Origin of the sequence: Streptomyces sp. Ru73 (assembly GCF_002920575.1) — a bacterium.
GTDB lineage: Bacteria > Actinomycetota > Actinomycetes > Streptomycetales > Streptomycetaceae > Streptomyces.
In genome coordinates this window covers 20,490-41,546 of the sequence record NZ_PQSQ01000071.1, presented here as the reverse complement: position 1 = coordinate 41,546, position 21,057 = coordinate 20,490, and the positions used below count along the sequence as shown (strand labels likewise).

Sequence of the window (21,057 nt, the reverse complement as noted above, 5' to 3'; positions counted from 1 at the left end):
CCCCCGCCGACGCCGGGCAGCCCGCCGCGGACGCCGAGGCGCCCGAGGCCCCGGCGCCGCGCCCCGCCGACCCCGCCGCCGGTTACGGCGACGAGGAGCGTGCGGCGTACACCGCGTCATGCGCGAGCGCCGCGACATCCGGAACGGCTTCCGCAACGACCCGATCCCCAACGACGTACTGCTGCGCGTCCTGGAAGCGGCGCACACCGCACCCAGCGTCGGCCACTCCCAGCCCTGGGACTTCGTCGTCATCCGGTCCGCCGAGACCCGCGAGCGGATGCACGAGCTGGCGATGCAGCAGCGCGAGGCGTACGCGAAGTCGCTGCCCAAGGCGCGCGCGAAGCAGTTCCGCGAGCTGAAGATCGAGGCGATCCTCGACACGCCGGTCAACATCGTCGTCACGGCCGACCCCACCCGCGGCGGCCGCCACACGCTCGGCCGGTACACCCAGCCGCAGATGGCGCCGTACAGCTCCGCGCTCGCCGTGGAGAACCTCTGGCTCGCCGCGCGCGCCGAGGGCCTCGGCGTCGGCTGGGTCAGCTTCTTCGACGAGCGCGAGATGGTCCGTGAGCTGGGCCTGCCCGACCACCTGGAGGTCGTCGCATACCTGTGCGTCGGGTACGTCGACGAGTTCCCGGAGGAGCCGGAGCTGATGCAGGCCGGGTGGTCCAAGCGCCGCCCGCTGTCCTGGGTCGTGCACGAGGAGACGTACGGGCGCCGCGCGCTTCCCGGCGCCGAACCGCACGACCTGCTCCAGGAGACCCTGCAGGGCATCCGCCCGCTGGACGCCAAGGCGCTCGGCGAGGCGTGGGAGCGCCAGAAGCGGATGACCAAGCCGGCCGGCGCGCTCGGCATGCTGGAGATCATCTCGGCGCAGCTGTGCGGCCTGTCGCGGAAGTGCCCGCCGCCCATCCCGGAGCCCGCCGCCGTGGCGATCTTCGCGGGCGACCACGGCGTGCACGCCCAGGGCGTCACCCCGTGGCCCCAGGAGGTCACCGGCCAGATGGTCGCCAACTTCCTCGGCGGCGGCGCGGTCTGCAACGCCTTCGCCAACCAGGTCGGCGCCGAGGTCTGCGTCGTGGACGTCGGCGTGAAGTCCGAGCTGCCGGCCACCCCCGGCCTGCTGCCGCGCAACGTACGCCCCGGCACGGACGACATGACCGCCGGGCCCGCGATGCCCCGCGAGGACGTCCTCAAGGCCATCGAGGTGGGCATCGAGACCGCCCGCGACCTGGTGTCGGCCGGGAACAAGGCGCTGCTCACCGGCGAGATGGGGATCGCGAACACCACTGCGTCGGCGGCGCTCATCTCCGTCTACACCGGCTCCGACCCGGCCGAGGTCACGGGGCGCGGCACGGGCATCAACGACGAGACGCACGCCCGCAAGGTCGACGTCGTCCGCCGCGCGCTCGAACTGCACCAGCCGGACCCGTCCGACCCGATCGGCGTCCTCTCGGCCGTCGGCGGCCTGGAGCACGCCGCGCTGGTCGGCCTGATCCTCGGCGGCGCTTCGCTGCGTACGCCGGTGATCCTGGACGGCGTGAGCGCCGGCGCGGCCGCGCTGGTCGCGCGGGCCGTGGCCCCCGAGGCGCTGGCCGCGTGCATCGCGGGCCACCGCAGCGCCGAACCGGGCCACGTCGCGGCCCTGACCAAGCTGGGTCTGCGCCCGTTGGTCGACCTCGACCTGCGTCTCGGCGAGGGCACCGGCGCGCTGCTCGCGCTGCCGATCGTGCAGAGCGCGGCGCGTGCGATGCACGAGGTCGCCACGTTCGATTCCGCGGGAGTCACCGAGAAGGGCTGACCGCCGGGGGACGGCTCGCCGGGCAGCTGTACCGGCGGGCGTCCCCACGCCCGGGCCGTCCGCCGCACGGGGTGTTCCCCGCGTGGGCCCCACGCCCGCACCGGCCGCGTGGGGCCCGCCCTCGGGCGCGCCGGGGACCGTCGGCCACCCGCGCTCTTGCGCTTCGGTGCTCCGGCGCTTCGGTGCTCCGGCGCTGGCTGGGCACGAGCCTGGCGGAGCGTCCCGCAGCCGCCCGCGGGGGGGAGCCCGAAGCGCCCCGGCAGCCACGCGGGGGCGCAGGCCGCCAGGCACGTACCCGGCGAGTCCCCGAAGACCACAGTCCTCCGGGGGCCACCGCCCCCCCCGGGGACACCCCCGTCCCCGGTGGACAGCACCGTCCTCCGCGGACACCCTCGTCCCCGATGGACAGCACTGTCCTCGGTGGACACCCCCGTCCCCGGAGGACACCCGGCGGCCGCCCCGGCGCCGCCCCCGCATGACCCCCGCCCCGCGGCCAAATAGGCTGTGGGCCGGAACGCGTGGCCGCCCGCACCGGCCGCACCACCACCCTCACGCCGCTCCAGCGCCGAAGCGGCCCCGCATCACCCGTACAAGGAGCCGTACCGCCATGGCCGTTCCCTCCGAGCACGCCGCCTATCCCGTCGGCCTGCGCCTGTCCGGCCGCCGGGTCGTGGTGCTGGGCGGCGGCCAGGTCGCCCAGCGCCGGCTGCCCGGCCTGATCGCCGCTGGCGCCGACGTCCTGCTCATCTCGCCGTCCGCCACCCCCTCCGTCGAGGCCATGGCCGACGCCGGCGAGCTGACCTGGGAGCGGCGTACGTACCGGCCGGGCGACCTCGCGGACGCCTGGTACGCGCTGATCTCCACCGACGACGACGCGGCCAACGCCGCCGCCTCCCAGGAGGCCGAGGAGAACCGCGTCTGGGCGGTGCGCTCCGACGACGCCGAGGCCGCCACCGCCTGGACGCCGGCCACCGGCCGCAGCGAGGGCGTCACGGTCGCGGTCCTCAACACCGACACCGCGGGGCGCGACCCGCGCCGCGCCGCCGCCGTACGCGACGCCATCGTCGAGGGCCTGCGGGACGGCACGATCGCAGCGCCGCACCACCGCCGCCGTACCGCCGGCGTCGCGCTGGTCGGCGGCGGACCCGGCGACCCCGACCTGATCACCGTGCGCGGCCGCCGGCTGCTCGCCGAGGCGGACGTCGTGATCGCCGACCGGCTCGGCCCCCGTGACCTGCTGGACGAGCTGCCGCCGCATGTGGAGGTCATCGACGCGGCGAAGATCCCGTACGGCCGGTTCATGGCCCAGGAGGCCATCAACAACGCGCTCATCGAGCACGCCAAGGCCGGCAAGGCGGTCGTGCGTCTCAAGGGCGGCGACCCGTTCGTCTTCGGACGCGGCATGGAGGAGGCCGAGGCGCTGGCCGCCGAGGGCATCACCTGCACGGTCGTACCCGGCATCTCCAGCTCCATCAGCGTGCCCGGCGCGGTCGGCGTGCCGGTGACGCACCGGGGCGTGGCCCACGAGTTCACCGTCGTCTCCGGCCATGTGGCGCCCGAGGACCCGCGCTCGCTGGTCGACTGGGCGGCGCTGGCCAAGCTGCGCGGCACGCTCGTGATCCTGATGGGCGTCGAGAAGATCGGCGCGATCTCCGCGGCGCTCGTACGGCACGGGCGGCCCGCCGACACCCCGGTCGCCGTGGTCCAGGAGGGCACGATGGCCACCCAGCGCCGCGTCGACGCGACCCTGGAGACGGTCGGGGCGCGGGTCAAGGAGGAGGACGTCCGCCCGCCCGCCGTCATCGTCATCGGCGACGTGGTGAACGCGGCCAAGACCTTCACCCCGTAAGCCCGACCGGCGGATCCGCCCGGCGCCGTGGCCGGCGCGCGCCACGGCTGGTGCGTGTCACGGCCCGCGCGCGTCACGGCCGAGCGCGCGCCGTGGCCGGTGGCGCCACGGCCGGTGCCGGGCCCCCGTGCAGTGACGCTTCGCCACCTGGGCCCCCTTTGCTGGGGTTATATACGAGGTGGAGACGGCGGAACGCGTTGTCCACAGGGGTATTCCGGTTCACCGGTCCTACCTCGGGCCACCGGTCCTACCTTGGACCACCGGCCCCCACCTCGGGCCACTGGGCCCACCTCGGGCCACCGGCTCCCACCTCGGGCCACTGGGCCCACCTCGGGTCTTCGGCCCGTAACCGCAGGTAACAAAATGTGGTCCCGGCATGGGAACCGCAACGACGACAAGGCACCATCGACCCGTGGCAGACATCATCACCGTCGACGACCCCGACGACCCCCGGCTGCGCGACTACACCGGCCTCACCGACGTGGAGCTGCGCCGCAGGCGCGAACCAGCCGAGGGGCTGTTCATCGCCGAGGGCGAGAAGGTGATCCGGCGCGCCCGGCACGCCGGGTACGAGATGCGGTCCATGCTGCTCTCCGCCAAGTGGGTCGACGTCATGCGGGACGTCATCGACGAGGTGCCGGCCCCGGTGTACGCGATCGACCCCAAGCTCGCCGAGCAGGTGACGGGCTATCACGTGCACCGCGGCGCGCTCGCCTCCATGCAGCGCAAGCCGCTCCCGGAGGCGAGCGACCTGCTCGCCTCGGCGCGCCGCGTCGTCGTCATGGAAGCGGTCAACGACCACACCAACATCGGCGCGATCTTCCGCAGCGCCGCGGCCCTCGGCATGGACGCCGTACTGCTCTCGCCGGACTGCGCCGACCCGCTCTACCGGCGGTCGGTGAAGGTGTCGATGGGTGCGGTCTTCTCCGTGCCGTACGCGCGGCTGGAGCAGTGGCCGCGGAGCCTGGAGACCGTACGGGAAGCGGGCTTCAAGCTGCTCGCGCTCACGCCCGACGAGAAGGCGACCGCCATCGACGACGCGGCGCCGCACCGCCTGGAGCGGGCCGCGCTGATGCTCGGCGCCGAGGGCGACGGGCTGTCCCGGCAGGCCCTGGTCGCCGCCGACGAGTGGGTGCGCATCCCGATGGCGCACGGCGTCGACTCGCTGAACGTCGGCGCGGCCGCGGCGGTGGCCTTCTACGCGGTCGCCACGGGCCGCCCGGGCTCGGCCTGAGCTCCGGGCTCGGCCTGAGCTCCGCTCACTCCCGGGCCGTCGTCCGCCTTACCGAGCACTGAGTCCGCCGGTCGGCCGATCCCGCCGGTCGTACCGCTTCCGCCGGTGCTACCGGCTGCGCTCCGCCTCCGGAGCCGCCTGGGCGCCCCGCGGCGCTTGGCCGTCCGCAGCAGGCGTACCCGTGTCACCAGGCGTGGCCATGGCAGGCGTACTCGCCTCACGCGTACCCGTCTCACGCGCCCCCGTGGCGTGGGTGCGTTCGCCGTGGGGCGAGCCCAGTACTCCCAGGCCGCGGGTGGGGCCCTGGCAGCCCTGGGCCGCGGCGATGCCGAGGGCCACGAGCAGGGTCACCGTGACGAACACGATGAGGCGCTGGCGCAGCAGGCGGCGGTCGGGGCCCGCCGGGCGGCGGCCGCCCGACGTCGTGCGCGCGGCCGGCCGAGAACCGTTTCGCCCCGCCGAGCGGGCACCCGGCACACGCCCCGCCGGGCGTCCGCCGGAGCGTCCTTCGGAGTGCGGGCCCCCGGTCCTGCCGTGCGGGCCGGACTTGCCGTGGGAAGAGGGCCCCGACCGGCCGTTCGAGCCCGCCGGCGTCGCGCGGCCGGCCGGGCCGGCGGCGGACGAGCGGCCGTTGGAGCCGACGGGCGCCGACCTGCCGTTCGAACCGGGCGAGGAAGAACGTCCGTTCGAGGACGGGGAAGCGCCCCGTGAACCGCTGCCGCCGCCGCTCGCCGGCGCGGGCCGTCCGCCGCTGCTGTGCCCCGGCGCGGGTGGCCAGCCGCCCTGCGAGCCCGCACCCGACCGGGAACCGGACGGGCGGGACACGGAAGGCCGTGAGGAGGACTGCGGCCGCGGCGTGTTCGGCCCCCCGGGCGTACGCCGTTCGTCCGCGCGCTGGCGTACGAACTCCTCCGCCCGGCGGCCCGGGGCACGTTCCGGCGCGCCCCGCTCCGTACGGATCAGCGCCTCACCGGGCAGCCCCTCCACCGGGCCGTCGGAGAGCCCGTGCGCCTCACGCGCGGCGATCTCCTTCAGCCGCAGCGACAGCGACAGCGTGCTGGGGCGTTCGGCCGGGTCCTTGGCCAGGCACGACTCGATCAGCGGCACCAGCGCTTCGGGCACCCCGGCCAGCTGCGCCTCCTCGTGCACCACGCGGTAGAGCATGACCTCGGAACTGCCGTGCCCGAAGGGCGAGTCCGCGGTACAGGCGTACGCCAGCGTGGCCCCGAGCGCGAAGATGTCCGTCGCGGGCGTGACGGCCGCGCCGCGCACCTGCTCGGGCGCCAGGAAGCCGGGCGAACCGACGGCCGTGCCGACGTGCGTGAGCGTGCTCGCGCCGGTCGCCCAGGCGATGCCGAAGTCGATGATCCGCGGGCCCTTGGGGGAGAGCAGGATGTTCGACGGCTTCAGGTCACGGTGGACCACGCCCGCGTCGTGCACGGCGAGCAGCCCCTCGGAGAGCGCGGCGCCGATCGTGGCGACCTGCGCCGGGGGCAGCGGGCCCTCGTCGTTGACCTTGTCGTGCAGCGAGGGCCCCGGTACGTACTGGGTGGCGAACCACGGGCGGTCCGCGTCCAGGTCGGCCGCCACCAGCCGCGCCGTGCAGCCGCCCCGGATCCGCCGCGCGGCCTGCACCTCGCGCGCGAAGCGGGAGCGGAACTCGTGGTCCTCGGCCAGGTCGGGGCGGATCACCTTCAGTGCCACCCGCTGGCCGCGCTTGTCGGACCCGAGGTAGACCACGCCCATGCCGCCGGCGCCCAGCCGCCGGTGCAGCCGGAACGAGCCGACGACCCGCGGATCCTCGCGCCGGAGCCGCATCATCGCCATGTCCGTCCCCTACCTGCGGTGGGGAGGCCCCACTCCGCTGCATCCGTCTGACGTGCCACAGCTTACGGATTGACGACGCGTTGCGCTGTCAGGCCGCGCATGCGTCGGCCATGGATTGCGGGCGGCCGGCGGACGGCGTACCCGGCGGAGGTGGAATCCGCCTCCCGCAGCGCCGAGTTCCGCCGCCCGGTCCCAAGGGTCGGCGGCGGCAGGGGGATTGACGGGCCGGTGGGCGGCGGCCGGGCGGCGGTGTCCGGCACTGCGGTACGGGAGCGGAAGGCGGCCACGCGGTGCGGCGGCCCGGTACGCGGGCCCGGCCGGTGGGTGCCGGGGGAGAGGCGGAAGTGACCGAAGTCACGCCAAGGGGTCCTCCCGGCGCACACTCGGGCATACGGAGGGCCTCCGGCGGCCCCGGCCCCGGAGTACGACCGGGCATCCGCGGCGCCTGACCGGCCCCCGGCCCCCTTGCCCGCTCGGACACCCGGCGGCCCTGGTGCCCCCCCCGGTGCCTCGGTTCCGGTGATCCCGTTCCCGGTGGGCCCGGCCCGGCGACCCCGCCCCCGGCGGCCCCGGCCCCGGTGAACCCCGCCGTCCGGGCGGACCCGGCGCTCGGGCAGGCGCTCGCCCCGCCCCGCCCGCCCCCTCCGGGATGTCCCCCACCCGCCACCCCCGGTCTCCACCCACGGGAGTACATGCGGCGGCGTCCTGTCATCCTCCTGGAGGCCCGGTGATCAGTACGTCGGGCTGACGACCCGCGCGTCCCGGCTGCCTAGTGTGGAGGTCAAGCGGTGGGCGCGGTACTCGTCCCCCGAGGTCGGACGCCCGCCGCTGTGAACGAGGGGAGCGGGGCGATGGCGGGCACGGCAGGACGGTCGGTGATCCGTACGCAGGGGCGCAGGGCGGCCACCGCGTTCGGTGGGCACCAGCCCGCCGGCACCCGTCATCCGCTGGTGGCGGCGGCCATGGTGCTGCCGCTGGCGGTGCTGCTCGCCGTCGTGTTCGGCGGCTGGGACGCCGTCATGACACAGGCGTCGTCCGTGGCCGGAATGCTGGGGCGCTGACACGCCGGTCCCGGTAGAGCGGTCCGGGACCGGAGCCATACGGCGCTCCGGGGACAAGCCTCCGGCCGATTGACCCCGTGGGGACGGGGGTGCGGCGGACGGCACGAAGGGCCGGGCATCTGGGGAGGTGCCCGGCCTTCGCGCGTCCGGAAACCGGCGGAGGGGTGCCCGGCTGCCGCCCGGGAGGCGGTGCGTACGATCCCAGCGGCGGGGCCGGCCGGTGCGCTCTGCACGAGCCGGGTCCGTACGAGCCGAGGGGGAACGTTGTCCCGCGCCCTGATACGCCGCCTGGCGGCGCTCTCCGAGACGGCTGTGACGTCCGAGTCCGCCACCCGTGCCCCCGACGGTCCCGCCGTCGGTGCCCCCGCTCGCGCACACTCCGTAGCCGGCACCTCCGCTCCCGAACGCCCCGCCGTCCTCGCCGACCGGCCCGACGGCACCGTGGTCCGCACCGGGCGGACCGTCGCCAAGGCGCACGCGCCCGACTGCGACGCCGCCGCGCTCGCCGTGCGGCTGCGCATCGCCGCCCATCCGCTGCTGCACGGCACGCTGCTGCCCCCGCTCCCCGTCGCAGGCCCGGACGGCTACCTGCTCCGGTACGAGGACGGGCGTCCGCTGACCCGCTGGCCGTACGGGCGGCCGGTCGCGCCGGACGATCCGGCCGCCGCGCCCTGGGAGGACGCGGCCCGGCTGCTCGCGCGGCTGCACGCCGTGGACCCCGAGGCGCTGCCCGGCCCGGTCCCGCCGATGCGGGGCCCGGCCAAGGCCGCCCGGGCGCTGGCCCGGATGCGGTCGGCGCCGGTCGCCGCGGTGCCGTCCCTGGCGGCGGCCGCCCGCGCGGTGGAGGCCGGTTGGGCAACGCTGCCCGCCTGGGCGCGCGACGAGGCACCCATGCCCGGCCCCGGCCTGCTCTGCCACGGTGACCTGCACCTGGGCCAGTTGGTGCGGCATCCCGAGCCCGACGGGCGCTGGCTGCTCATCGACGTCGACGACCTCGGGGTGGGGGAGCCGGGCTGGGACCTCGCCCGGCCTGCCGCGTGGTTCGCGAGCGGGCTGCTGGCGGGCGAGGTATGGGCGCGGTTCCTCGGTGCGTACCGGGCCGCGGGCGGCCGTGCCGTACGGCCCGAGGGGGACCCGTGGCCCGAACTCGACGTGCCCGCCCGCGCCCTGACGGTCCAGACCGCCGCGCTCGCCGTGGCCAAGGCCGCCCCCGAGGGCCGCGCGCTGGACGAGGCGGAGGGCGCGCTCGTCGACTCCTGCGCCCGGATGGGCTGACTCCGCGCCCGGTCGTCTGGTGACAAGCTGTTACGCACCGGGGCAGTTGAGGCGGTACTTCCGGCCGTAGGGTGAACACACCAACGGCGGACGGAGGTTCCTTCGCCGCCGCCGTGCGACCACAGGAGTTGAGCCGACATGCAGTGTCCCAAGTGCCATGCGCCGATGCACACGTACAACCGGAACGGGGTCCAGATCGAGCAGTGCTCCGGCTGCCGCGGGATCTTCCTGGACTACGGCGAGCTGGAGTCGCTGACCCGCCTGGAGGCCCAGTGGACGCAGCAGGCCCCGCCGCCCCCGCCCGCGCCGCAGGCCTACCCGGCCGCGCCCGCCTGGGGCGCGCCGCACCATGGGCACCACGGCCACCATGGACACCACGGGCACCGCAGCTTCGGCCGGATGCTCTTCTCCTCCTGATCGCCGGTGCCCGCCCGGCCCTCGGCGGGCCGGGCGCCCGGCGCGGCAACGACGACAGAACGACGAAGGGCCGGAGCGTCTGCTCCGGCCCTTCGTCCTGTGTGTGGACGATACTGGGATTGAACCAGTGACCTCTTCCGTGTCAGGGAAGCGCTCTCCCGCTGAGCTAATCGTCCTCGGGACCACGGTCACTCCATGAAGTGAGCCATGGGCACTGCGTGCGCGATACTGGGATTGAACCAGTGACCTCTTCCGTGTCAGGGAAGCGCTCTCCCGCTGAGCTAATCGCGCGGGGTGATCTCTATTAGATCATGGTCTTCGGGGGCCGGGTCCCTGGGGACCGGATCCTTGCGGACCAGTGGACGATACTGGGATTGAACCAGTGACCTCTTCCGTGTCAGGGAAGCGCTCTCCCGCTGAGCTAATCGTCCTTGGAGGTGGAGACGGGATTTGAACCCGTGTAGACGGCTTTGCAGGCCGTTGCCTCGCCTCTCGGCCACTCCACCAGGAGTGCAGGGGTTCGGGAAGATCCCCCACTCAGAGCGGACAACGAGGCTCGAACTCGCGACCTCAACCTTGGCAAGGTTGCGCTCTACCAACTGAGCTATGTCCGCAGGTGCCTCCCCCAGACTAACGCCTGGGAGCTGCTGTCTTCGGTCGGCTTCCGCTTTTCGCTTCCGCGTCCCGGCGACGTGTTGAACTCTAGCGGATTCCTGGGCCAGTACAAAAACGCGTTTGTGCAGCGTGCTGCGGTCCTCGCTCGACCAGGGCGGCGGCCGGGGTGCCGTCCTAGACTCGACGGCGTGCCCGACCTGCCTCCGATGGCCCGCTTCGGCGGCCTCCTCGCCTCTGACCTGCGCGACGTCACCAGCGATCCCGCGGCCCTGGACTCCGCCGGCTGGTGGGCGGTCGTCGCCGACTTCGAAGGCCGCCTCGTGTGCGCGCGCTTCGGCGACGTACGGGAGGACCCCGGCGGCGGCCCCCGCGGTGCCTGGCGCGGGCCCGCACCGAGCGCCTGGACCAGCTCGCTGGACCGCGCCGCCTACACCGCGGGCGTCCGCCGGATACGCGAGCACATCGCGGCCGGCGAGGTCTACCAGGCGAACCTCTGCCGCATCCTCTCCGCGCCGCTGCCCGAGCCGGACCACGCCGACGTGGACGCCCTGACCGCGCTGCTGGCCCACGGCAACCCCGCGCCGTATGCCGGAACGGTTCGCCTCCCCGCGCACGGCGTCGAGGTCGCCACCGCCTCGCCCGAGCTGTACCTGCGCCGCGACGGCCGCACGGTCGAGTCCGGGCCCATCAAGGGCACCGGCCGCACCGCCGACGACCTGCTGGAGAAGGACCACGCCGAGAACGTGATGATCGTGGACCTGGTCCGCAACGACATGGGACGGGTCTGCGCCACCGGCTCGGTCACCGTCCCCGCGCTCTGCGCCGTCGAGCCCCACCCCGGACTGGTCCACCTCGTCTCCACCGTCCGCGGCGAGCTTGCCGAGGGGGCCGGCTGGCCCGAGCTGCTCGTCGGCACGTTCCCGCCCGGCTCCGTCACCGGCGCCCCCAAGCGCAGCGCGCTGGACATCATCGAGTCGCTGGAGACCGCGCCCCGCGGCCCGTACTGCGGCGGCATCGGCTGGGTCGACGCCGACCGGCGCACCGGCGAGCTGGCCGTCGGCATCCGGACCTTCTGGATCGACCGGCGGGCCGCCGCGGGGCCGGTGCTGCGCTTCGGCACCGGCGCCGGCATCACCTGGGGCTCCGACCCCGACCGGGAATGGGACGAGACCGAGCTGAAGGCGGCACGCCTGCTGGCGGTAGCGTCGGAGACGTACCGAACGACTGGAGGAACGACGCGATGAAGATCTGGCTCGACGGGGAACTGCGGGATGCCGACGGCGCCCGGGTCTCCGTCTTCGACCACGGACTGACGGTCGGCGACGGGATCTTCGAGACCGTGAAGGCCGAGCACGGCCGGGCCTTCGCGCTCACCCGGCACCTCCACCGGCTGACCCGGTCGGCCCGCGGCCTCGGCCTGCCCGACCCCGACGAGGACGAGGTGCGCCGCGCCTGCGACGCCGTCCTCGCCGCCAACCCGATGCCGCTCGGCCGGCTGCGCATCACCTACACCGGCGGCCACTCGCCGCTCGGCTCGGACCGCGGCGAGGACCGCCCCACCCTCGTCGTCGCGCTGGGCGAGACGACCCGCAGGCCCGACACCACGGCGACCATCACCGTGCCCTGGACCCGCAACGAGCGCGGCGCGCTGACCGGCCTGAAGACCACCTCGTACGCGGAGAACGTGGTCGCCCTGGCGCGCGCCCGGCAGCAGGGCGCCAGCGAGGCGCTGTTCGGCAACACGGTGGGGCAGCTGTGCGAGGGCACCGGCTCGAACGTCTTCGTCGTGCTCGACGGTGAACTGCACACCCCGCCGCTGGAGTCCGGATGCCTGGCCGGCATCACCCGCGCGCTGACCGTCGAATGGACCGGCGCCAAGGAGACCGACCTGCCGCTGGACGTCCTGGAGCGGGCCGAGGAGATCTTCCTGACCTCCACGCTGCGCGACGTCCAGGCCGTCACCCGCAACGACGGGCGGCAGCTCGGTGACGGTCCCGGCCCGGTGACCGCCAAGGCCATGCGGATCTTCGCCGAGCGCGCCGCCGCCGACCCCGACCCGCGCTGAGCGCGCCGGGCGCGGCCCGCTGAGAACCGGCGCCGAGCGGGCCGTGCCGGGCCGGGTCCGGGCCGGGGCACCGGCGACTGCCGGCCCGGCCGATGTCTGAGGCGCCGTACGCGGGTAGAACAACAGCGTGACCACAACGCTGCGCCCCACCGGCCCGGAAGAACGCCTGGAGGGCGGCGCCCGGGCCCGCAAGTACGACGTCTGCGTCAACAGCCGCCCCGTCGGCCGGCTCCGGCTCACCACCGACCCGCGGTCGGCGGTGCCCACCGGCCGCCTCGGCGACCTGTGGATCGCCGAGGCCGACCGGCGGCGCGGCCGTGCCACCGTCGCGGCGCTGGCCGCCGAAGAGGTGCTGCGCGGCTGGGGCTGCCGGCGCATCGAGCTGTTCGTGCCGGCCGACGCCACGCCCGCGCTGCGGCTCGGCGCCGCGCTGGGCTACACCCCGCGCGCCCACCGCATGCGCAAGGAGCTCACCGCCCCGCCGGAACTGCCGCCCGGCAGCACCGACCGGCCGCTGGACGAGGCGGCCTACCCCGGCTGGCAGAAGGCGGCGCAGGAGGAGTTCGTACGGGTCATGACCGCCCAGGGCGAGCCGGCGGACCGGCTCACCGAGCTGGTGGCGGCCAGCCACCGGCTGCTGCTGCCCGACGGCGTCCACACGCCGGGCCAGAGCCTGCGCGTCCTGAGCCACGAGGGCACGGACGTGGGCACCGTCTGGACGGCGCTGGACGTGCCGGACGAGCCGGGCGCCGGCTATGTGTACGACGTCAAGGTCGCGCCCGAGCACCGCGGCCGCGGCCACGGGCGCACCCTGATGGGCATAGCCGAGCGGGAGTGCCTGGCCGCCGGGCGCGACTGGCTCGGACTGAACGTGTACGCGGACAACACCGTGGCCCGCCGGCTGTACGAGTCCCTGGACTACCGGATCACCGAGCACTGGCTGTGGAAGCCGCTGCTGTGAGGCGCAGGGGCGTCACTCGGCCCCGGCGAGCAGCCGGTCGGCGATCTCCTCGATGCGGGCCCGCAGCCCCTCCTGGCTCTTGCCGCCGTCCAGCCGCTCGCCGCCGATGACGTACGTGGGCGTGCCGGTGACGCCGATCGCCCGGCCCTCGGCCTGGTCCGCGTCGACGATCAGCAGGTGCCGCCCGTCGATCAGCGCGGTGTCCATCTCCTCTGCGTCCAGGCCCAGCTCGCCGGCCACCTGCAGAAGCAGCTTCTCGCCCTGCTTCGCCAGCTGCCCGGTGCGCCCGAGCACGGCCTCCACGTACGGCCATCCCTGGCCCTGCTCGATGGCCTCCTCGGCGGCCTGGGCCGCGGCGTAGGCGTGCTTGTGCTTCTCCAGCGGGAAGTGGCGCAGCCGGATCTCCAGCCGGTCGCCGTAGCGCTCGCGCAGCGCGCGCAGGTCGTCGAGGGCCGCGTGGCAGTCCGGGCACTGCAGCTCGCACCAGACGTCCAGGACGACGGGGAGGGCGGGCGCTGCGGGGGAGGAGGCGTCGTTCATGGGCCCAGTCTCCCAGCTCCGCAGGACCCCGCCGTACGGCCCCCGCGGCCCGCCCGTACCGGTACCGGGGGAGGAGAAGTACCCGGAGACGTCCCCGAGGACGGCCCGCACCGTGGCCGGTGGGCCGGGCGAGGGGGCACGATGGAGGGAGAACCGTTCACGGCAGGAGGACCCGATGCTGACCTCGACCGTCTGCGCCGCGCTTACGGTGGCCGGCCTGGGCATCGCCGCGCTGACCGCATTCCGCCGGCGTTTCCTGGCCGCGACGCGCATCGCCGCCTTCGCGCTGATCCCCGTCGGGCTGGACCTGACCGGCATCCTCGACTGGATCACGGGGCTGGTCCTCAAGCCGGCCGTGTGGGCGGGCTTCGGCCTGCTGGCGCTCTCCGCGCTGCTGTTCCTGGTGAGCCGCTTCGCCGAGCGCCGCTCCGTACGGCGCAGGGAGCGCCGCGCCGCGGCCGCCGGGCAGCAGGCCGGCGCGGTGGCCCCGGGCGCCTCGGCGCCGTCCCTGGGCGCCGGCCGTGACACCGGCCGCAGGCCCGCCGCCAAGCCCGCAGGACAGGCCGGCGGCGAGGACGACTTCTCCGATATCGAAGCCATCCTGAAAAAGCACGGAATCTGAGGAAGTCCCCCTCTACCGGGGGACTTACGCGCCGCTCGCGGCGACCGGCTGCGCCATGATCTCCGCGAGATGAACGACGAGTGCGCCCTGCCCCGGGAGAACCCTCCCCGGGCCCCAGACCCTGCTGCTCCCTCTTCCCGCGGCTGCCTGTTCGCGCTGTCCCAGCCGCCGCTGATGCTGTTCCTCACCGTGATCGGCGTCCTGCTCCTGGTGGGCGCCGTGCACGACCTCTTCCTGCTGTGAGCCGGTGGACTGCGGTGAAAGGGCCTGCGGCAGGCCGACGGCCTGCCGCAGGCCGGCGGCCGTGGCACGGTCCACCGGCCCGCCGGCTCAGCTCGCTGCCTCCCGGCGGCGGGCCCGGTACGCGGCGACGTGCAGCCGGTTGCCGCAGGTACGGCTGTCGCAGTAGCGGCGCGAGCGGTTCCGCGAGAGGTCGACGAAGGCGTGCCGGCAGTCCGGCGCCTCGCAGCGCCGCAGCCGCTCCCGCTCCCCGGCGACGACCAGGAACGCCAGCGCCATCCCGCCGTCCGCCGCGAGGTGGTCGGCCACCGAAGCGCCCGGCGCGAAGTAGTGCACGTGCCAGTCGTAGCCGTCGTGGTCGGTGAGGCGTGGGGTGGTCCCCGCCGCCGCGACCAGCGCGTTCAGCAGCTCGGCCGCCGACCGGTCGTCGTCAGCGGCGAAGACCTGCGCGAACCGGGCCCGTACGGACCGGACGGCCGCGAGGTCCCGTTCGCCGAGTGTGCCCACGTCGCTGATCGCGTTGCGCGCGACGAACTCCTGCAGCGCCCTCACGTTGCCGAGCGTGTCGGGGGCCGGGCCGGCCCCGCCCTCTGGTGCGGTGTTCAGGAGGTCGACGACCGCCTCCAGCGCGCACCGGCTGTCGTGGGTGATCATCACGGTCGCTCCCTGGCCGGGAGGGGGCGGGCCCTGCCGCCCCCGGGGTCCATGGACGGTGGCCGGCGGATCTCCAGCGATCGGCCGGCCACCCCCTTGTGCCGAATGGTCGCCGACTCTAGCGCTTCCAACAAGGCACGGCGGACACGACGGGAGAGGTTCCTGCGGCCCGTGGGGCGCGGCGTCCGGGCCGGTCAGCGCGGACGGCGCCGCCGCCGCGGTGGATTCCGCGGCGGCGACGCCGGTGCTTGCCGTATGAACTTGTCCGTTCTGCGCCGTCTCCCCGAGTCGGACGGCGCGCGTGGTGAGCGGTTGACGCGGTACGCGGTCGCGGATCTCCTCTAGCTCTCCGCGAGGATGTGGGAGAGCTCCGTGTCGAGATCGAAGTGACGGTGCTCGGTGCCCGGCGGAACCGCGGCATCCGTGCGCTTCAGGAAGGATTCCAGGGCCCGCGCCGGGGCTTCGAGCAGAGCCTCGCCCTCCGGGGAACTCAGGGCGATGCAGACAACACCCTGACCGTGGCTACGGGACGGCCAGACGCGGACGTCGCCGGTGCCGGTGGGCCGGTGGAGGCCCTCGGCGAGGAGATCGCGGGCGAATACCCACTCGACGGTCTCCTCGGCTCCGGTGTGGAAGGTGGCGTGCACGGCATAAGGATCGGCCGTGTCATACCGCAGGCCCGCAGGTACAGGCAGTGAGGACTCGCTCGACACAACGAGGCGCAGGTGCAGCTCGCAGCTGACCGTGGTGTTCATACGCCAGGGCCTTTCGCTCAGTGTGCGCTCGGGGGTTCGCACGTCGGCGAAATCGACATGCCACCTACGGTGGTGTTGTAAACCCCTCTGACTGTTTTGGGTGGCTTCAGGTACCTCTTACGGAGGAGTCCGGACTCCTCCTGAGCCTCCATGCGGGGTCCCGGAACCTCGGGTAGGTTTGCCGGTATGAACGCGGAGAGTGACGGGGGCCGGGGCGCCGGCACGGGGGGCGCCACTGCGGTCCCGCAGAAGCTCGGGTCGAAAGCACCGCATTTCGTGAAGCGGTCCCGGACCCTCCACATGAGCTGGCAGGTCGGGATCTTCATCGTCGGGCTCGCGGTGGTCGTCGGCGGCATCATCATGCTGCCGCTGCCGGGCCCCGGCTGGCTGGTGATCTTCGCCGGCATGGCGATCTGGGCGACCGAGTTCGTCTGGGCGCAGCTCGTGCTGCGCTGGACCAAGCGCAAGGTCACCGAGGCCGCCCAGCGGGCCCTCGATCCCAAGGTCCGCCGCCGCAACATCATCCTGACCACGATCGGCCTGGTGATCATCGCCGCGGGCCTCGCGGTCTACGTGTGGCAGTTCGGCTTCGTCATGCCGTGGAAGATCCCCCACTGACGGCGAGCCGCCGAGCGGTGCCGGTGAGGATGGTCATGAGCCCCGCTGACATGCGGTAATGTTGGCCGTGCGCCAGGCCGCACGGCACCGGCGCCCGGGCGATTAGCTCAGTGGGAGAGCGCTTCGTTCACACCGAAGAGGTCACTGGTTCGAACCCAGTATCGCCCACGATCGCGAGGGTGAAGTGTGTTCGCGCAAGACGCGAACCGCTTCGCCCTCGTCGTGTTCTGCGCGGCTTCGCCGCGCCTGGCGGGGGCTCCGCCACCCGCACCCCCCTGTCGGGGCACCCCCGCAGCGTTCCGCCGGGCACACTGGCCCCATGTCCCCTTGGCCGACCCGCCCGCATCACTACCGCTTCCGCAGTGTGTGGCTGCTCGACGCGCCGCCCCCGGACGTGTACGCGGCGCTGGAAGGCGTCGAGTCCTACCCCCGCTGGTGGCCCCAGGTCGCCGAGGTGCACCGGACCGACGCGCACTCCGGCACCGCCCGCATCCGTTCCGTACTGCCCTACAGCCTGCGGATCACCGCCCGCGAGACCCGGCACGACCCGGCCGCCGGCGTCCTGGAGACGGCGCTGCACGGGGACATCGACGGCTGGGCCCGCTGGACGGTCCGCGCGCACGGCTCCGGCACCCGCGCGCTGTACGAGCAGGAGGTGGAGGTGCGCAGGCCGCTCATGCGGCGGCTGGCCTACCCGGGGCGCCCGTTCTTCCGCCTCAACCACGCCCTGATGATGCGGGCCGGACGGCGCGGACTGGCCGCCTGGCTGGACGGCCGGCTAGGGATTTGAACGGAGGGCCCCGCGACCTGTATTGTTCAGGTCGTTCGCAGGGGACACCCCGAAGAACCCCGGGCGATTAGCTCAGTGGGAGAGCGCTTCGTTCACACCGAAGAGGTCACTGGTTCGAACCCAGTATCGCCCACCCGGACAGAGGCCGGACCGTACCAACGGTCCGGCCTTCTGCGTGTGTTCGCACGAGCGGGAGGTCTCCGTACGTTCAGGCGGCCGCCGGGAGGTCCGGGCGGAGCGGCCAGTGCGGGTCGACCGGCTCCTCCGTGCCGTTGCGCGCGAACCACGCCTGCAGGCCCCGCGCCTGCGCCGCGTGCCACACCGCCTGCAGCGCGTGCAGCTCCGCCACGCTCAGCCCTTCCAGGCGTGCCGCGAACGTCTGCCCCACCGCCCGTACGACCTGCAGCGCGGCCGTCGCGTCCGCCGCCGCCTCGTGTGCCCCGGACAGCTCGACGCCGTAGTGCTCGCACAGGTCCGTCAGCGTCCGGCGGCCCTTGCGGTACCGGTCCAGGTGCTTGTCCAGCACCCGCGGGTCCAGGACGCACAGCGACTGCGCCCCCAGGTATGCCGCGAGCGAGGACGCGCGGTGCCGCCGCAACTCGCGGTCCAGCAGCGTCAGATCGAACGGCGCGTTCATCACGACCAGCGGCCGGCCCGCCATCGCCTGCTCCGCCAGGGACCGCGCTATCTCCTCCATCACCGGCGCCGGCCAGCGGCCGTTCATCGCCAAGTGGTCGGCCGTCAGGCCGTGCACCGCCGTCGCCGCCTCCGGGATGTCCACTCCGGGATTGACCAGCCAGCGCGTGACACGCGGGGTCGAGCGGGGCGTCTCCTGGACGACCAGGGCGGCGGAGACGATGCGGTCCTGCTCCACATCGATCCCCGTGGTCTCGGTGTCGAAGGCAGCAAGCGGCCCGTCGAACCAGCTCGGCATTGTCCCAACTCCTCGTGCTCCTGCGGCGGGTGGCCTGCCCCGGGCCGCCCGAGCTGGTGATACCCGGCCCCCGCGGTTGTCGAACCGCCCTTGTTTGCGGACCACTTGACACGGAGACAACACAGAGGGGGCCACCGCCTCGCCCGCGGTCCGCCGGACCGCCGTGCGGTCCGGACACTCCCGCCCCCCACGCACCTCGACCGGCATCACACAGCAACGCCCGGAAGGCACAGGAGCGATGACGCTCGCGCAGCCCGAACCGGGCGGGCTGTCCCACGCAAGCGGGCGGTACCCCCAGCCTGGGGAGGGACCGGTACCGCTGCGCGGCCAGCTCGCCACCACCGCCTCCATGGAGACGCTCCAGGTGGGCTACCTCCACGCCGTCGCCGCTGCCGCCGGCTGCTCGCTCGCCCAGCCCTTCCCGGACAACGGCATCGACTGGCACGTCAGCCACAGCGCGCCCGGCCACGTCGTCGACGACGAGGTGACCATCAAGGTGCAGCTGAAGTGCACCTACCAGGTCCGGCCGCGGCCCCCGGGGCCCAGCTTCGGCTTCACGCTGGACAACGACCACCTCGTGAAGCTCGCCCGGACACCCGTCGCGGTGCACAAGATCCTGGTCGTGATGCTCGTGCCGCGCAGCCCCGAGGACTGGCTGCGCGCGAGCCACGACCGGCTCGAACTGCGGCACTGCTGCTACTGGACCAACCTGGCGGGCGTCCGGCCCACCGGGCGGCGCAAGACCACAGTGCGGATCCCGACCACGCGGGTCTTCGACGACCGCGCGCTCAGCGAGATCATGACGCGGGTCGGGGCGGGAGGGAGACCCTGATGTACCGGCCGACCGAAGACCACCCCTTCCCCGTACCGGACCCCGACCGGGTCGACCCGGCCGTCCTCGGCGCCCTCCTGGCGCGGCACGGCTGGCGGCGCCGGGGCAGCCCGCAGGGCCGGTACGCCCGCTGGACCCCGCCCGGCGGCACCGGCGGCACCAGCCTCCTGGTGCCCGAGTCCGCCGACTACCCCGACAGCGCCGACCTGGTCGGCGAGGCGCTGGCCGCGCTCGCCCGCACCGCGGCGCCCTCGGCCCGCGAGGTGCTGGTCGGCCTCGCGCTGCCCAGCGACGAGGTGCACTGGGAGCGCGACGTCCCCGACGAGGGCTCCGGCGCCACCCTGTGGACCGCGCAGGAACGGCTGCGCGCGGCCGCCCGCTCGCTGCTGGTCGCGGGCGCCCTCGGCACGTACGCGCGTGCCGGGTACCACGGCGCCCGGCACAAGCGGCAGGCCGAGGCGTTCCTGGACCAGGTGCTGGTCGGCCCGGCCCCGGCCGGCCGCCGGCTCACCGCGTACGTACCGGTCGGCGCGGGCCGCGGCACGGTCGCCGGCCTCCAGCGGGCGCTGCACGCGGCCCGCGACGCCACCGACTACCAGCGCGCCACGGGCGGTCTGGAGGCGTACGAGGCCGCCGTGGAGCTCGGCGTCTGCCACGAGCTGACCGAGGCGCTGATCTCCCTGGTCCGCGGCGCGGAAGGGGTCCGCATCACGCTCGCCTGGTCACCGGCCGAGGGCCCGCCGCCGGGCTGCCCGGCACGCCCCGAACCGGTCGAGTTCACCCCCGGCGACCTGCCCGCGCTGCAGCAGGCAGCGCAGCGCTACGTACGGGACGAGCCCTCGCTCGCCGTGCGCGTGACCGGCACGGTCGTGCGGATGCGCCGCGAGCGGCCCGACGGGCCCGGCGCCGTGCGGCTGCGCGTCCTGGCCGGCGCCGACGTCGCGCAGGTCAGGGTCGCCCTCGACGAGGAGGACTACCGGATCGCGGGCCACGCGCACCTGCTCGGGCTCCCCGTACGGGTGACCGGTCAACTGGAGAGCCGCGGCGGCTTCCGGCGGATAACGGGAGCCGGCGGCGTCACGCCCGTACGGGTCGACGAGGGGGAGCGGGACCGGCTGCTGAAGTCGCTGCAGGAGAACCTGGACCACTTCGAGGAGGCGTGCGGGGGCGAGTGAACCGCGGGCGCGCCGCACTCGGCCGCGGCGCGCCCGCTTCCGCACGGGGCGTGCCCGCTTCCGTACGCGGCATGCCTGCCCCCGTACGCCGGGTCCGTCAGCGGCGCGCGTACAGGTCGCGCAGCAGGGCGATCTCCGCGCCGTGGTGGATCGCCTCCCGGTTGATGTGCAGCACCAGCTCGGCCATCGGCGACTCCGCGAACTCGCCCTCGGCCGGTCCGCACGGCCGCGCCAGCCCCTCCTCGCCCAGCCCGCGCACGCCCTCGTGCCAGGCCGCGTACGCCGTGTCCAGCTGCTCCAGCGCGGCCAGTGCCGTGCCCGCGTACGGGAAGGTCTCGTAGGCCGGCGGCGGTCCGCCGAAGTGGTTCGCCACGCGCATCCCGAAGACCCCGACGACGATGTGGGCCAGCCGCCAGGCGATGGTCGTGACCGGCGGCGGCACCGGCTCGGGGACGGCGTAGTCGATGGTGAAGGGGCCGGAGCCGGCTTGGACCGGGGCGCTGCCCGTGCCGTGCGGCCGGACGTTCCAGGCGTCCGGCACGGGCTCCCAGAAGTACTCCTCGTCGGTCAGCCCGTCCAGGCGGGGCCGCAGCTGGTGCCGCCAGTGCCAGTCGAGCTGCTCCGTCAGCAGATCGTTCCAGTCGAGGGCCATGGCCCGACGGTAGGCGGCGCGGGTGCGGTGCGCGAGAGGGGCGCGCCGGGGCGCGGGAGCGCCGCCGGAATACCGTTTCGCGAGGCGGGCCCGTGGCTCGGTACGATTCATGCTGCGCAGCGATCGCTGCCGTCCAGCAG

At 74.4% G+C, this 21,057-nt stretch carries 20 protein-coding genes, 7 tRNA genes and 1 pseudogene; 17 read left to right on the top strand and 11 right to left on the bottom strand.

The features are described 5' to 3' along the window. From cobT to C3486_RS25940, 3 genes and pseudogenes are all read left to right on the top strand, one after another. Positions 1 to 1,801, top strand: a pseudogene (cobT, locus tag C3486_RS25950) (nicotinate-nucleotide--dimethylbenzimidazole phosphoribosyltransferase); the annotation flags it as partial. Positions 1,802 to 2,408: 607 nt separating this feature from the next. Beyond that, positions 2,409 to 3,650, top strand: a complete 1,242-nt coding sequence (cobA, locus tag C3486_RS25945; RefSeq protein WP_103835179.1) for a uroporphyrinogen-III C-methyltransferase — start codon at positions 2,409 to 2,411, stop codon at positions 3,648 to 3,650. A gap of 412 nt (positions 3,651 to 4,062) precedes the next feature. After that, positions 4,063 to 4,884, top strand: coding sequence for an RNA methyltransferase (locus C3486_RS25940; RefSeq protein WP_103835178.1), 822 nt, complete (start codon positions 4,063 to 4,065; stop codon positions 4,882 to 4,884). Positions 4,885 to 4,992: 108 nt separating this feature from the next. Here the strand turns inward: C3486_RS25940 and C3486_RS25935 are convergent, their stop codons facing one another. Further along, positions 4,993 to 6,711, bottom strand: coding sequence for a serine/threonine-protein kinase (locus tag C3486_RS25935; RefSeq protein ID WP_258052991.1), 1,719 nt, complete (start codon positions 6,709 to 6,711; stop codon positions 4,993 to 4,995). Between the two features lie 851 nt (positions 6,712 to 7,562). On the opposite strand from C3486_RS25935, the gene C3486_RS25930 reads away from it, so the two are divergent. The 3 genes from C3486_RS25930 to C3486_RS25920 all read left to right on the top strand — a co-directional run bounded on the left by C3486_RS25930 (position 7,563) and on the right by C3486_RS25920 (position 9,464). Further along, positions 7,563 to 7,772, top strand: coding sequence for a hypothetical protein (locus C3486_RS25930; protein ID WP_103835177.1), 210 nt, complete (start codon positions 7,563 to 7,565; stop codon positions 7,770 to 7,772). A 288-nt stretch (positions 7,773 to 8,060) separates the two neighbouring features. Continuing rightward, entirely contained in the window at positions 8,061 to 9,047 is a 987-nt protein-coding gene (locus C3486_RS25925; RefSeq protein ID WP_374936917.1) for a phosphotransferase family protein, read from the top strand. Positions 9,048 to 9,185: 138 nt separating this feature from the next. Further along, positions 9,186 to 9,464: a zf-TFIIB domain-containing protein gene (locus tag C3486_RS25920; RefSeq protein WP_103835175.1), complete on the top strand. Its 279-nt coding sequence runs from the start codon at positions 9,186 to 9,188 to the stop codon at positions 9,462 to 9,464. Between the two features lie 104 nt (positions 9,465 to 9,568). Here the strand turns inward: C3486_RS25920 and C3486_RS25915 are convergent. From C3486_RS25915 to C3486_RS25895, 5 genes are all read right to left on the bottom strand, one after another. After that, positions 9,569 to 9,640, bottom strand: a tRNA-Val gene (locus tag C3486_RS25915). A 43-nt stretch (positions 9,641 to 9,683) separates the two neighbouring features. Next, positions 9,684 to 9,755: transfer RNA gene (locus tag C3486_RS25910), tRNA-Val, on the bottom strand. Positions 9,756 to 9,823: 68 nt separating this feature from the next. Further along, positions 9,824 to 9,895: transfer RNA gene (locus tag C3486_RS25905), tRNA-Val, on the bottom strand. Position 9,896: 1 nt separating this feature from the next. Continuing rightward, positions 9,897 to 9,970: transfer RNA gene (locus tag C3486_RS25900), tRNA-Cys, on the bottom strand. Between the two features lie 35 nt (positions 9,971 to 10,005). Next, positions 10,006 to 10,078 (bottom strand) — tRNA-Gly (locus tag C3486_RS25895). 189 nt (positions 10,079 to 10,267) lie between these two features. Here C3486_RS25895 and C3486_RS25890 point away from each other — a divergent pair. From C3486_RS25890 to C3486_RS25880, 3 genes are all read left to right on the top strand, one after another. Then, positions 10,268 to 11,323 carry a chorismate-binding protein gene (locus C3486_RS25890; protein WP_103835174.1) on the top strand — a complete coding sequence of 352 codons (1,056 nt, stop codon included), beginning with the start codon at positions 10,268 to 10,270 and terminating at the stop codon, positions 11,321 to 11,323. Further along, positions 11,320 to 12,144, top strand: a complete 825-nt coding sequence (locus C3486_RS25885; protein WP_103835173.1) for an aminotransferase class IV — start codon at positions 11,320 to 11,322, stop codon at positions 12,142 to 12,144. The genes C3486_RS25890 and C3486_RS25885 overlap by 4 nt, the downstream gene beginning before the upstream one ends. A gap of 127 nt (positions 12,145 to 12,271) precedes the next feature. Beyond that, on the top strand, positions 12,272 to 13,105 hold the full coding sequence (locus C3486_RS25880) for a GNAT family N-acetyltransferase (protein WP_103835172.1): 834 nt from the start codon (positions 12,272 to 12,274) through the stop codon (positions 13,103 to 13,105). 12 nt (positions 13,106 to 13,117) lie between these two features. Here the strand turns inward: C3486_RS25880 and C3486_RS25875 are convergent, their stop codons facing one another. Next, positions 13,118 to 13,645 (bottom strand): DsbA family protein, encoded by a 528-nt coding sequence (locus tag C3486_RS25875; RefSeq protein ID WP_103835171.1) that lies wholly within the window; start codon positions 13,643 to 13,645, stop codon positions 13,118 to 13,120. 175 nt (positions 13,646 to 13,820) lie between these two features. On the opposite strand from C3486_RS25875, the gene C3486_RS25870 reads away from it, so the two are divergent. Beyond that, entirely contained in the window at positions 13,821 to 14,267 is a 447-nt protein-coding gene (locus C3486_RS25870; RefSeq protein WP_103835170.1) for a hypothetical protein, read from the top strand. Positions 14,268 to 14,336: 69 nt separating this feature from the next. After that, the gene (locus C3486_RS37450; protein ID WP_181138693.1) at positions 14,337 to 14,510 is read left to right on the top strand and encodes a hypothetical protein; all 174 of its coding nucleotides are present in this window, start codon (positions 14,337 to 14,339) and stop codon (positions 14,508 to 14,510) included. 87 nt (positions 14,511 to 14,597) lie between these two features. Here C3486_RS37450 and C3486_RS25865 read toward each other — a convergent pair whose 3' ends face one another. Both C3486_RS25865 and C3486_RS25860 read right to left on the bottom strand, forming a co-directional pair. Continuing rightward, positions 14,598 to 15,164 (bottom strand): CGNR zinc finger domain-containing protein, encoded by a 567-nt coding sequence (locus tag C3486_RS25865; protein ID WP_103835169.1) that lies wholly within the window; start codon positions 15,162 to 15,164, stop codon positions 14,598 to 14,600. A 338-nt stretch (positions 15,165 to 15,502) separates the two neighbouring features. Further along, entirely contained in the window at positions 15,503 to 15,916 is a 414-nt protein-coding gene (locus C3486_RS25860) for an SsgA family sporulation/cell division regulator (protein WP_003959770.1), read from the bottom strand. Positions 15,917 to 16,102: 186 nt separating this feature from the next. Between C3486_RS25860 and C3486_RS25855 the strand changes: the two genes are divergently transcribed. The 4 genes from C3486_RS25855 to C3486_RS25840 all read left to right on the top strand — a co-directional run bounded on the left by C3486_RS25855 (position 16,103) and on the right by C3486_RS25840 (position 17,457). Beyond that, on the top strand, positions 16,103 to 16,534 hold the full coding sequence (locus C3486_RS25855; protein ID WP_103835168.1) for a TIGR02611 family protein: 432 nt from the start codon (positions 16,103 to 16,105) through the stop codon (positions 16,532 to 16,534). A 96-nt stretch (positions 16,535 to 16,630) separates the two neighbouring features. Beyond that, positions 16,631 to 16,702: transfer RNA gene (locus tag C3486_RS25850), tRNA-Val, on the top strand. Between the two features lie 151 nt (positions 16,703 to 16,853). Continuing rightward, positions 16,854 to 17,324, top strand: a complete 471-nt coding sequence (locus tag C3486_RS25845) for an SRPBCC family protein (protein ID WP_103835167.1) — start codon at positions 16,854 to 16,856, stop codon at positions 17,322 to 17,324. A 61-nt stretch (positions 17,325 to 17,385) separates the two neighbouring features. Then, a tRNA-Val gene (locus C3486_RS25840) sits at positions 17,386 to 17,457 on the top strand. A gap of 75 nt (positions 17,458 to 17,532) precedes the next feature. On the opposite strand, the gene C3486_RS25835 is transcribed toward C3486_RS25840, so the two are convergent. Continuing rightward, a complete protein-coding gene (locus tag C3486_RS25835) occupies positions 17,533 to 18,258 on the bottom strand; it encodes a 3'-5' exonuclease (RefSeq protein WP_103835166.1) in 726 nt (241 codons plus the stop codon). Between the two features lie 238 nt (positions 18,259 to 18,496). Between C3486_RS25835 and C3486_RS25830 the strand changes: the two genes are divergently transcribed. Both C3486_RS25830 and C3486_RS25825 read left to right on the top strand, forming a co-directional pair. Further along, complete coding sequence (locus tag C3486_RS25830; protein ID WP_103835165.1) at positions 18,497 to 19,090, top strand: DUF4365 domain-containing protein; 594 nt, start codon at positions 18,497 to 18,499, stop codon at positions 19,088 to 19,090. Continuing rightward, the gene (locus C3486_RS25825) at positions 19,090 to 20,265 is read left to right on the top strand and encodes a hypothetical protein (protein ID WP_103835164.1); all 1,176 of its coding nucleotides are present in this window, start codon (positions 19,090 to 19,092) and stop codon (positions 20,263 to 20,265) included. The genes C3486_RS25830 and C3486_RS25825 overlap by 1 nt, the downstream gene beginning before the upstream one ends. A 97-nt stretch (positions 20,266 to 20,362) precedes the next feature. Here the strand turns inward: C3486_RS25825 and C3486_RS25820 are convergent, their stop codons facing one another. Then, complete coding sequence (locus C3486_RS25820) at positions 20,363 to 20,917, bottom strand: DinB family protein (RefSeq protein ID WP_103835163.1); 555 nt, start codon at positions 20,915 to 20,917, stop codon at positions 20,363 to 20,365. Positions 20,918 to 21,057 lie beyond the last annotated feature (140 nt).